Genomic DNA, 11,507 nt, shown 5'->3' with positions numbered 1-11,507 from the left:
GGTCTAGTTTGTTTGTGGTGGTTCTTGGTGAATCTGGTTGGTCATTAGGTTTCGGTCTAACTATTTTTAGTACCTGCTCTCTAATATTGGCCAAGAGGTCAGGTTTTTCATTCAGAGCTTCTACCGTTTTTTCCTTACCTTGGCCTAAGCGCTCGCCATCAATGCTGTACCAACTGCCGCTTTTCTGAATGACGTCTAAATCGGTTGCAATTTGTATTAAATCACCTTGTTTGTCGATGCCCCTGCCGAACATGAGGTCGATTTCAGCTTCCTTGAATGGTGGCGCCACCTTGTTTTTGGTAACTTTCACTCTAACCCGATTACCGATTTTCTCAATTCCGTTCTTTACATCCCCCTTGCGCCTAACTTCAAGCCGAACACTGGAGTAGAATTTTAGAGCTCGACCCCCTGGGGTAGTCTCAGGATTACCATAGACCACACCAATTTTTTCGCGAATCTGGTTGATGAATATAGCGGTAGTACCACTTTTGGCTAGGACGCCCGTGAGTTTCCTAAGAGCCTGACTCATAAGTCTAGCTTGGAGGCCCATGTGGCTATCGCCCATCTCTCCTTCAATCTCGGCCCGAGGCACAAGAGCAGCTACGCTATCGATAACGATAACGTCTACTGCTCCACTGCGCACAAGAAGCTCAGTGATCTCAAGAGCTTGCTCGCCAGTATCGGGCTGACTCACCAAAAGATTTTCCGTGTCCACTCCGATAGCTTGCGCGTAGGTGGGATCAAGTGCGTGTTCCGCGTCTACAAAAGCAGCTACGCCGCCCTCTGCCTGGGCTTCAGCAACTATATGGAGACTCAGCGTGGTTTTGCCGCCACTTTCTGGACCGTAAATCTCAACAATGCGTCCACGAGGCACACCAAGAACACCAAGGGCAAGGTCAACGCTGAGGCTGCCAGTGCTAATGCTATTGGCCGTCAGAGGCGCATCCTCGTCCCCAAGGCGCATAATCGCACCCTTACCAAACTGCTTTTCAATTTGCATAATGGTGGCGTCTAAAGATTCTTGTCTTTGATGACTCATCGATTACTTCGCCTCCGAATCAGCGCAGCTGCACCAAAAAAAATGAGGGTGTCGAGAGTGGAAAACTTTGTCCCATCTATACTTTCCTAAACACCCTTAAAGTATAGTCTTCATGGACTTCCGACCTGTCTGAATTTAGAGCAAATAGGAAACTTCCTATTTGCTTCCCTCATCCTTTCCGCTTGGACTTGCTGCACTGCTAGTCGCAAGTCCGAGATAACTATCAAAAGTCCAACCTAACCCTTACCTGTTGATGCAGGACCGGTCCGGGTAACCCAAATNAGGGGTTTCCGGAATCTCCAGGGCAGCTAAACTACCGTTGGGTTATGGTACCACGCCGGTCGAACCATCCCCTTGAAGAACAGGGGTGGGTGACAATTTTAATTCCGAATGTTTTATGAGATCGTTAAAATATGGCAGCTTAAGGTTTAAACAACTTAAATTGATGCTTTCATTGCCTTTATGTGTAACCGGCTTAAAGTTGCGAAGCTATTTGAAGAGAATTAGGAAGTGGTCGGGTCGACATGTAGGTGTTAAGTACACAGCGTATTGAGAAGATGGTGCTAGCATGCGGCTTATGGAACTTGCGAGATACCACTTTGTTTTAGTGATCTTAATATGAAACCTTCGACTTTAGGGGAACTCCGCTCGACTGAGTGGTCAGTCCGCGCCGGTGAAAGTGTAAAAGATGAAATGCGCGGTAATCTTATTCGTAAGTTACAAGCTGGGGAAACGATTCTACCAGGGATTATAGGCTACGAGGATACGGTAATTCCACAAATTGTTAACGCTGTTCTGAGTCGGCATAATTTTATTTTACTTGGGCTACGCGGCCAGGGAAAGACACGTATTCTTCGCCAACTTATTGGACTTTTACACCCCGAGTTGCCTGTGATTAGTGGCAGTGAGATAAATGATGATCCATTTTTCCCAGCTAGTATCGAAGGAAAGAAGATATTACAAGAGAAGGAAGATTCTACGCCTATTAGTTGGCTTCCCAGGGAGGTTCGTTACATTGAAAAGTTAGCCACTCCTGATGTAACGGTTGCTGATGTTGTTGGGGATATTGATCCGATAAAGGCGAGTAAATTTGGGGTTGGTTTGGGCGACCCTCGAAGTATTCACTATGGCCTTTTACCTAGAGCCAACCGGAGTATATTTGCTATGAATGAGTTGCCTGATCTCGCTGGAAAAGTGCAGGTAGCACTGTTCAATATCATGCAAGAGCGAGATGTTCAGATCAAGGGTTACCCAATGCGACTTCCATTGGACTTAATGTTGGTTTTTTCGGCCAATCCTGAAGACTATACTGCTCGTGGGAAAATCATAACTCCCTTAAAAGACCGGGTAGGCAGCGAGATTAGAACTCATTACCCAAACACCTTAAACGAGGGGATGCAAATTACTAAGCAGGAGGCTTGGTTAAACCGAGGTGTTGAAGTAAGAGTGCCAGAGTTCATTGCTGAGATTATCGAAGAGGTTGGTTTCCAGGCTCGTGATGATTCCCGAGTTGATAAGCATTCTGGGGTGTCTCAGCGGTTGGCCATAAGTCTTATGGAAAACGTAATTTCCAATTCTGAGCAGCGAGCTTTTCAAAATAACGAGATGGAGCCAATGATTCGTACTTCAGATTTGCACGAAGCTCTTTCAGCTATTACGGGTAAGATTGAGCTTGAATATGAAGGCGAACTTAAAGGTGGCGAGTTCGTTGCGAAGGCGATCGTCCAGAAAGCCATCGGACAAGTTTTTGCCCGATGGCTTAACAATATAGATACCTCTGAAATTGTTGGATACTTTCAGGATGACAACTCGTTAAGGGTTCCCACCACAGGTGCGATTGGAGGCTTATCTAAACTGTTCGAAAAAATTCCTGGACTGATAGAGGTGTCGCAGGCAATTGTTTCTACTAGTGCTGATATAAACGAAGTAGCTGTTGTAGCTGAGTTTGTACTCGAAGGTTTATGTGCGCGTAAACAAATTGGTAGGAGTCAGGAACGAGGCTACGTCAGTCTCGGCCCAGAAGCTGAACGAGAATCGAATCAGACCAATTGGAATTAAGAGTCTCGATATTTGGTTTGGAGGGATGAGTAGTGACAACAATCCGTTACTCTAAATTTGAGGCTAGCTTAAATGATATCGACACCGATGAACTTATGGAGATGATTCAAAGGCGTTTGTTGGAGTCAGGTTTCCACCGAAACCCTTGGGATCCTGATCCAAATTATCAGCAAACGATGCAGGATTTATACAATGCTATTGCTGAGGCGCTAATTCGCAATGAACTTGTTCCCCAAGAGGTTCTCGAGCAAGCGACAAAAGCTGAAGATTGGATGGAGTCTACCCTTGGTGATGACGTGAGGAATTTGGCGAAACGTCTCATTCAAGCCGGATATTTGATGTCGACAAGTAGTGGTAATGCCTCTAGCGTCACCAACCAGGCTGGAAGTAGAGGACTCCAATCCAGCCATGATCAGACAAAGATTAGCCTGACCAGTAAGGCCATTGACTTTCTTGGTTATCGCATGTACCGCAATGTACTTGGGGGAGCTGGTCGCTCTACAGTTGGTGCACATGAAACAAAACGCCAGGCAACTGGCATTGAGACGATTGCTGAATCTAAGCCGTATGAGTTCGGAGATGCAATGAATATTAATATCTCTGAGACATTGAAAAAGTCAGCTGCTCGAGGCTTGAAGGATAGCAAGCTAACCCTGGATTATGGTGATTTAGAAGTCAATCAGGCGACATTTAACACCTCAGCCGCAACTGTGGTGATGCTTGATTGCTCTCACTCAATGATACTGTACGGCGAAGATAGGTTTACTCCAGCTAAACAGGTCGCCTTGGGCCTAGCCCATATTATTCGTACACAATTCCCTGGGGATGAGATTAGTTTTGTTTTGTTCCACAACTCTGCTGAGGAGATACCTCTAATTAACTTAGCGCAAGCGCAGGTGGGTCCTTACCACACCAATACTGCTGCTGGACTTCAATTATCACAAAGGATACTAAAACGTCAGGACAAAGAAATGAAACAAATTGTGATGATAACTGATGGCAAGCCATCAGCAATGACCTTTCCTAATGGGCAAATATATAAGAACTCCTATGGCCTTGATCCTTTAGTCATGGGCTCTACATTTCGTGAAGTAGGAAATTGTCGACGACAAGGAATCCAGATTAATACGTTTATGCTTGCCCGGGATCAAGAGCTTATAGCATTTGTACAGCGGGTATCCGATATGACTAAAGGTAAGGCATATTTCACTTCACCACATACAGTAGGTCGTTACGTACTCCAGGATTTTCAGGCTCGTCGTACTGAATTGGTTAATTGAAGCCGTGTTCCTATTTGGCTGGCAGTGTATAGGGGAGACGATAAAGGAATACACGTTTCTGCTCGCGAGATTGGCGAGAAATTCTGTTTGTGGGATACCCATGATGACCATATTGATTCGTGCTTCTTGTGGTGGGGATACACCAAGAGGGTCAATTAAGCAGGAGGTTACGGTTTTGGTAGGTGAATTGGTATGTCAGAATTAGTCTATTGTGTTGCCGCCACCGAACTTGCCAAACCGCGAGAGGCAGTTATACCGCTCGATGAGACTGAATACAATCGACTTCTTGAAGTTGGCGAGTTCCGTATTCGTGACGAGGTTGAGGAAGACCCATACTGGCGACAAATAATCCCTTACGCAGTCGTGACAAGACAGGACAGGATCCTATTGGTGGAGCGTCTCCGTGCGGGCACGGAGACGCGCTTACACGACAGACTATCAATCGGTTTGGGAGGTCATATCAATCCCTCCAATCACCCGAACGCCAGGGATCTATTTGAAGGAGGGCTGATTCGTGAGCTACAAGAAGAACTATATATTGGCGCTTATTGTAGTAAGGTGTTGGGCCTTATTCACAGTAGCGAAGGTTCAGTTAGTTTAGTTCACACCGGGTTGCTCTATCGAGTCCATACTTTCGAAGATGTACGAGTTCGTGAGACTGAAAAGTTAGCTGGGCAGCTTGTGGAATGGAACACGGTAAGAAAGCAGCAAGAGCGGCTTGAGGGGTGGTCACGATTAGCTTTCGATTTTTTGAATCGAACTGAATGATTCACGCAAAATTACCAATTAAGGATTTGATCAAGGCTGTGTTGATTTGGAGTTCAGACGATTTATAGCTTCGAGTGCAGGTTCGTACATAGGGTCACCGGAATGTGCGGACTGGTAGTAGGCATTAGCTTCACTAATGTTACCGAGTATTTCGTGGGTCAGGCCAAGTCGAAAGTATGCTTCGACATAGGCTAGTAGGGAACGCTGGTTACCCAGATCGTTTTTTTCTAATAATTTTATGGAGTCATGGAAGGCTTGAATAGCTTCAACATGGCGGCCTAGATAGGAAAGTATCCTACCTCTGTTGAGCTTAGGCCAGGGCTCTTTATGACCTGATTGAGTTTGAGCCGCGTTTTCGTAGGCTTCAAGAGCCTCTTCATACGAACCTGATTCCCAAGCTATTCTTCCCCAGTCCATCGCATATTTATAAGTTTTAGCACCGTCGAAAGCGGCCCGGAGCATTGTGAGAGCTACCTCTTCGTTACCTTCTGTAGCAGCGATAAGACCGTCTAAATGGTAGAAACGAGGATCGCTATCGGGTTTAAGCTGAGTCGCAAGGTTGAGTTCCTCCCGCGATTCTAATGGATGGTTCGCAAAGTACAGAGCGTAAGCAAATAGATAGTGAGCTTCGGAGTGATTAGGAAAGGTACGTATTAGTGCTGGGCCATTGATCTGTATCGCAGAATTATAGTAACCCCGGTTAAGCAGTTCGTACATTTTCTCAAAAGGTTCTTGTGTCCCTACCGCATTTACGAAGAGTAGCGAAAATAAAAGTGTCAGAAGAGCTGCTAATCGTTTCATGGAACTATGCTCGGGCCTTTATCGCCTCTTGTAGTTGAGGGAGCAGAGATCATCTTCTCGAGCCATCGGATTCCAGCATGGGCCCTTTGAGTCAAGGTAGATAGGTTTTCAGGTAGGGGTTTGGGGCGATTGTGGGCAAGTAATAAAAGGCTGTCTAAATCGATAGGACGGTGAAAGGCCGGGGCGCCAGCTTCACTAAGAAACCCAGCAACTTTTGGGTCATATACTAGTCCAGCAAATCCCCGATTAGCAACCGCCGCTAAAATCAGACCGTGAAGACGTGTCGAGATGATGAAACCAGCTGAAGAAATCTTGTTTAAAGCTTCCCAATGATTGTTAGCTGACCAAAGTGCAAGGTTGGGCACTTGCTCGCGTAGAAGGACTACTTCCGGGGTATCTTGTTTCGAGTGGAGAGCTAATGTAGCGAGTGGAATGCCATCAGCAGCTAGCTTTGACCCGACGGCTGCTAGAACTTCTGTAAGATCTGAATGACCCCCTCGAGGGACTAGAAGGATTGGGCTTATCTGAGAGCTCGGTCTTGCAATATTTTTAAGGAGAGGATTAAAAAGGAGCAATGCAGAATCAGCGGTCAATTCAGCGTGAATACCTAAGTCTGCTAGCAGTTTACGAGATTGAATGTCTCGGACAGCCGTTGGTATGCCCCGGAGTTCTCTCTGTATTGCCTTAAGGCCTTGGTTGCTCAGCGGCCCAAGGGACTGTCCGAAGATAATGGTCCGCTTGCCAAGCTTGCGTGCCCATCTTATGAGGCCCAAATAATAGATCAAGCTTCTCCGGCTTGTCGCATCCTGTAGGAGCCCCCCTCCGCCAGAGATAAGTACGTCACATTCGAATAAGGCCTTTAGTGCTCCTAAGTATCTGTGGACAGCTTTTACCTTGTGCAGATAGGATGTAGACCGTGGGTCGTTAGATAAAACAGTAATCTCATGGCGACCCTTGAGACTGGTAAGTATACCCGCAAGAATGGCTTCGTCACCTATGTTTCCGAATCCGTAATAACCGCTTAACAGTAGTTTCATAAGCTAGCTTGTAGTCAACACTGCGCTTCAGGCTCTGCATCTCGGAGCCAGAAGCTTATGAGGCGCGCGAGGAGTTTGATGATCGGAGTTAGGGCTAACCCTAGAGCTATTCCTAAGACTAAAGCTAAGATTGATCTTTGGAGCGAGATTAAGAGTGGAGTGTGGTAATGACTAAAGCTATTAAGGATGCTAGCTTGGGCAATTACGCCACCAGTCATAAGGCCACCACGCACCCCAATAGACCATCCTTTGTTGGTGAGTCCGAGCACCGCAAGAGGATGCCCTATTATTTCTTTAAAGCGAGGTCGAACAAATAGGCCGGATAACGAATCCCGTACCGATACTTCAAAGTTACTAACCCCGATCAAGGGGAAGTTTCCACGACGCAGGTACACAACCATCAGAGCAATAATTGCCAAAGTAAAGACGATTAAGTCCCCAACACGTGGTTGATAGGTCCAGATAGTCTTTACCCAGCCAGCTGCTGGTTTAAAACGAAGGGCATAGTGGAAAATAAATAGTAATGGTGGCACGATGAGCGTCGCACCAACACCGGCAAAAGGTTTAACCGCTAACATCGCATCATGGTCACTACCAACGGCCACCATGAGTACAACGCCAGAAAGGCTAACTAGGGTAGCTAGACCTACACTTGTTAAGTGGTCTCGTATATACGTGTAACCTAGTACAGGGAATGTAAGGGCGGCTATTAGGGCAAGAGCACCCCAATCAAGGCCGCCAATCGCAATGCCTGCACCGAGAACAGTTAAGGAGATAGTTGGGCCCCAAATTCCAGGGTAGAGAAGTGCAAGAAGGACCAGGCTAGCAAGTACTCCTATGCCAGCAAGGGTTCGCAACCACTCAACAGGATTATATTTAATGACATTGGCTGATAAGGTCCCAACCTGAAAGCCGTCATTTTCCACCGACTGACGGAGGTTACCGATAAGGCTTTCAGTATTCTCCACCATGTCGCCAAAGTGTCCCTCTGTATAAGGGCGCAAATAAAGGAGTTTTACTCCACGTTCGTTTGCCGCTAGAAGATATTTGGCAACAACCTGGTCTGGAAGAAGCCGCCGATTAAGATATTCCTGATTAAAGCTTAGGAGCCGCACAATAGGAACTTTAGAAAAAATAGTATTCATGCCGGGCTGTTCAGTTCCCTCGATAATTGCTGTCAGGTAATTTTGTGACGCAAGCACAGTCTTTTCTAGGTGATTGGGGTGACCCACTACTCCGGTGACATAGATTAGGTACTTGGCCTTTTCGGGAAACCCTGATTGTTCCACGGTTAAATTTGGGAAGTTTCGGGGCCTATAGGCTATGTCGAAGTTAGCTTCAGACCAGCGGTTAATTTCAGAGAGATTATACCCAGCAGGGCGTGACATCATGTCGTTTCCTGGGTACACGTACCAAGTTCTTTGGTCAATCTGTAGTTCGAGGGGCTTTGGGTAATTCTGGAGAAGTAAATTGCTCAGGGAGCCGGGTTCTATCTCAGTTAAGAGGGTACTGTTCGGTGATATCTCAGTTGAGAGGGTATTGTTTCCTACATCTAGTAATTTGACCTCATGACCAAGCATAATGCCCACACGGCCTTTTAAGACTAAAGACTCGACAGTATCCTCGTAAAGAGCTATTCCGTTCAGACCTAACTTTTGATAACGAAGGGCTAGGTTGAAGCTAGTTGTCCCAAGCAGATTAGCTTGTTCTGCTAGGGCTTGTTCATCCATGACAATAGACACCATTAATTGCCGGTGCTCAGATTGACCTCTGCGGATAACAAGAAACATGGCCGGTATAAGACTTAGCACAGTGATGCCCCAGAGTAGACGTTTCAACATTTACTTCAAGACCTAGTTTCTTGCCAAAGAAAGCTTTGTGAGATATTCAGTTTGAAAAAGAAAATTTGTCCTATACATGTCGTAAGTATGATCCAGCGGCAACACTGTTTTGCTAACAGCGAGGTAAATCTTGATTTACGCCAAAAGGAGCTCTTTTTGCTAGTAGTACTCAGCGTTACCAGCTGAGGTTGTTTCACACTGGGGTCTCGAGATCAGTAGAAACTTGAGCTCGCACGCAGGCAGCTTTGATGAAACCTTGGAAAGGTGGACTGGGGTTCATTAACCTTGATTTGAACTCGGGATGGGACTGTAGGCCAACAAAAAATGGGTGGTCAGGTAATTCGATAGCCTCTACAAGGCCTTCGCCTCGTCCTTTCATTCCCGGCGTGATACCTGAAATTACTAAACCAGCATTTTTAAGGCTAGCTACGTATTCTGGGTTTACTTCGTAGCGATGTCTGTGGCGTTCGTAAACAACATGCTCACCTTCCGAGTGGTAGAGGGCTTCCAGCAATGTTTCCTTTAAGATTTGCATTGGCCAACTACCGAGGCGCATAGTGCCACCCAAACCCTGTATCTCTAATTGTTCGGGCATGAGTCCAATTACTGGGAAGGGAGTATAAGGGTCAAACTCAGTAGAGTTAGCCCCGGTAAGTCCTGATACATTCCGGGCATATTCGATGACCGCAACTTGCATTCCAAGGCAAATTCCTAGAAACGGGACCCCATGCTCCCGCGCAAATTGGGAGGCTCGCACTTTACCTTCAATGCCGCGTACACCGAAGCCGCCTGGTACCAAAATACCGTGAAAAGACTTTAGGAAATCTAATGGCTCTTCGACTAAGTTTTCGGCATCTAACCAATGTATTTCAACTTCCGAGTCATTAACAATCCCAGCATGCTTTAAAGCTTCCATTAAACTGAGATAAGCATCTGGCATGGCCACATACTTCCCGACAACTCCTATATTTACTGTAGAAAAAGGGTTACGAAGAACCTGAACGGCTTCCCGCCATCCCCGTAATTCTGGCGTCACCGGATCGAGGCGGAGGCGACTTTCTACAAAGCGACCTATGCCTTGTTGTTCAAGCATTTCAGGTACTGCATAAACGAAATCAGCATCATAGGCATTGAATACTCCTGGTACTTCGACATTTGCAAACAACGCGATCTTTTTGCGAGATTCCTCAGGTACTGGAGTTTTCGATCTAAGGACTAACCCATCCGGTTGAATGCCCACACCTCGTAAAGTTGCTACTGAGTGCTGGGTCGGTTTTGTCTTGTATTCTTCGCTTGTCCCAAGGAAAGGCATTAGAGTCACATGTATGTACAGGGAGTTTTCTTGCCCAATCTCAAATCTAAGTTGCCTTATGGCCTCCAGAAAAGGAAGGGACTCTATATCTCCGACAGTACCACCGACCTCAACAAGAACAATCTCTGGATTTTCGTGACTAGCCATAGCAGTAATTCGTTCCTTTATCTCGTCGGTAACGTGAGGAATTACTTGTACTGTCTGCGAAAGATATTGTCCCTCTCGTTCTTTTTCAATAACGCTTAAATACACCTGGCCGGTGGTAACATTATTCTGGCGAGCTAGGTCGACATCGAGAAATCGTTCGTAGGTTCCAATATCAAGATCGGTTTCTGCCCCATCATCAGTTACAAAGACCTCTCCATGCTCATACGGTCGCATGGTACCAGCGTCCACATTGATATAAGGGTCAATTTTGAGAGCTGTAACACGATAACCCCGGGATCGGAGTAAAGCGCCGAGACTAGAAGTTGTGATCCCTTTGCCAAGCGAGGAAACAACTCCCCCAGTAATGAAGATATACTTGGTTTGCATTTGGTCCACCCTAGCCCCTGGGCGTTCACTCTACCACGAACGTTGCAAGGATTACGGGGGCTACGTACATGGTACATTTCTGGGATTATGGAATTTACTGAAACCCCTCTAAAGGAGATGCCGTGATTAGGAAAAACGGCATCTTGTTCGTTATGACTGGGGCTTCTGGAGTTGGCAAAGATACCATTCGACGGGAAGTATTACCTGAGTTTCCTAACCTCGTTTACTCGATTTCAGCGACTACACGTAAACGTCGACAAAATGAAGTAGACGGTCGGGATTACCTGTTCCTCACCAAGGCGAAGTTTGAAGAAATGATTAAATGCTGTGAATTCCTAGAATATGCAGAGTACGTTGGTGATTATTATGGTACTCCTACTCATCGGGTTTCCAGTGCACTAAAAAGCCAAAAGAATGTTTTATTAGAACTGGAACTTCATGGAGCGCGACAGGTAAAGAGAGCTATGCCAAACGCAGTAATGATTTTTGTGGCTCCCCCAAACCTTTCAGAGCTAGAGCGTAGGTTACGTGGTCGAGGAACGGACACTGAAGAAAAGATTGCTAAAAGGCTAGAAAGGGCAAGGGAAGAAATTAACTCTGCCCGAGAGTTTGATTATCTCGTTGTTAACGATAGCCTCTTGGAAGCTGTCAAAGAATTCTCTGCGATTATTCGGGCTGAATGCCAAAAAGCTGAGAGAATGATTTAGGAACAGTTCGGAAGTTTCTTAGGGGAAATTCAAGTAATCTCTCAAACTTGGCGGTGTCTGCCGTGTGCCGTATAATATCCTGTTGACCCACTAGTGAGTCGGTTTCTTTCCCGGCCTGTTAAGGCCCTGG

General features: G+C 46.2%; 9 protein-coding genes. 4 read left to right on the top strand and 5 right to left on the bottom strand.

The window, feature by feature from the left end; genetic code table 11:
- Positions 1–1,039: recombinase RecA (gene recA, locus CMO31_01115; protein ID MAZ52598.1), on the bottom strand; the 1,039-nt coding region annotated here is incomplete at its 3' end.
- Positions 1,040–1,657: 618 nt separating this feature from the next.
- On the opposite strand from recA, the gene CMO31_01110 reads away from it, so the two are divergent.
- From CMO31_01110 to CMO31_01100, 3 genes are all read left to right on the top strand, one after another.
- Positions 1,658–3,097: a magnesium chelatase gene (locus tag CMO31_01110; GenBank protein MAZ52597.1), complete on the top strand. Its 1,440-nt coding sequence runs from the start codon at positions 1,658–1,660 to the stop codon at positions 3,095–3,097.
- A gap of 32 nt (positions 3,098–3,129) precedes the next feature.
- On the top strand, positions 3,130–4,377 hold the full coding sequence (locus CMO31_01105; GenBank protein ID MAZ52596.1) for a hypothetical protein: 1,248 nt from the start codon (positions 3,130–3,132) through the stop codon (positions 4,375–4,377).
- Positions 4,378–4,569: 192 nt separating this feature from the next.
- Positions 4,570–5,145, top strand: coding sequence for an NUDIX hydrolase (locus tag CMO31_01100; GenBank protein ID MAZ52595.1), 576 nt, complete (start codon positions 4,570–4,572; stop codon positions 5,143–5,145).
- Between the two features lie 30 nt (positions 5,146–5,175).
- On the opposite strand, the gene CMO31_01095 is transcribed toward CMO31_01100, so the two are convergent.
- From CMO31_01095 to pyrG, 4 genes are all read right to left on the bottom strand, one after another.
- Positions 5,176–5,946 (bottom strand): hypothetical protein, encoded by a 771-nt coding sequence (locus tag CMO31_01095; GenBank protein ID MAZ52594.1) that lies wholly within the window; start codon positions 5,944–5,946, stop codon positions 5,176–5,178.
- Positions 5,943–6,983: a polysaccharide pyruvyl transferase CsaB gene (csaB, locus tag CMO31_01090; protein ID MAZ52593.1), complete on the bottom strand. Its 1,041-nt coding sequence runs from the start codon at positions 6,981–6,983 to the stop codon at positions 5,943–5,945. Before csaB ends, CMO31_01095 begins: the two co-directional genes overlap by 4 nt.
- Before the next feature lie 14 nt (positions 6,984–6,997).
- A complete protein-coding gene (locus CMO31_01085) occupies positions 6,998–8,794 on the bottom strand; it encodes a hypothetical protein (GenBank protein ID MAZ52592.1) in 1,797 nt (598 codons plus the stop codon).
- A 223-nt stretch (positions 8,795–9,017) separates the two neighbouring features.
- On the bottom strand, positions 9,018–10,670 hold the full coding sequence (gene pyrG / locus CMO31_01080; protein MAZ52591.1) for a CTP synthetase: 1,653 nt from the start codon (positions 10,668–10,670) through the stop codon (positions 9,018–9,020).
- Between the two features lie 152 nt (positions 10,671–10,822).
- Between pyrG and CMO31_01075 the strand changes: the two genes are divergently transcribed.
- Entirely contained in the window at positions 10,823–11,377 is a 555-nt protein-coding gene (locus CMO31_01075) for a guanylate kinase (protein ID MAZ52590.1), read from the top strand.
- The last annotated feature ends 130 nt before the right edge of the window (positions 11,378–11,507 follow it).

The organism is Trueperaceae bacterium (genome assembly GCA_002707365.1).
In the GTDB taxonomy this organism is placed as follows: domain Bacteria; phylum Deinococcota; class Deinococci; order Deinococcales; family Trueperaceae; genus UBA6957.
This window is presented reverse-complemented; position numbering and strand designations above follow the sequence as displayed.

Bases quoted from the DNA above. Each gene is read 5' to 3' on its own strand.
- CMO31_01110 (MAZ52597.1), top strand. From the start codon at position 1,658: ATGAAACCTTCGACTTTAGGGGAACTCCGCTCGACTGAGTGGTCAGTC.
- CMO31_01100 (MAZ52595.1), top strand. From the start codon at position 4,570: ATGTCAGAATTAGTCTATTGTGTTGCCGCCACCGAACTTGCCAAACCG.
- CMO31_01095 (MAZ52594.1), bottom strand. From the start codon at position 5,946: ATGAAACGATTAGCAGCTCTTCTGACACTTTTATTTTCGCTACTCTTC.
- csaB (MAZ52593.1), bottom strand. From the start codon at position 6,983: ATGAAACTACTGTTAAGCGGTTATTACGGATTCGGAAACATAGGTGAC.
- pyrG (MAZ52591.1), bottom strand. From the start codon at position 10,670: ATGCAAACCAAGTATATCTTCATTACTGGGGGAGTTGTTTCCTCGCTT.
- CMO31_01075 (MAZ52590.1), top strand. From the start codon at position 10,823: ATGACTGGGGCTTCTGGAGTTGGCAAAGATACCATTCGACGGGAAGTA.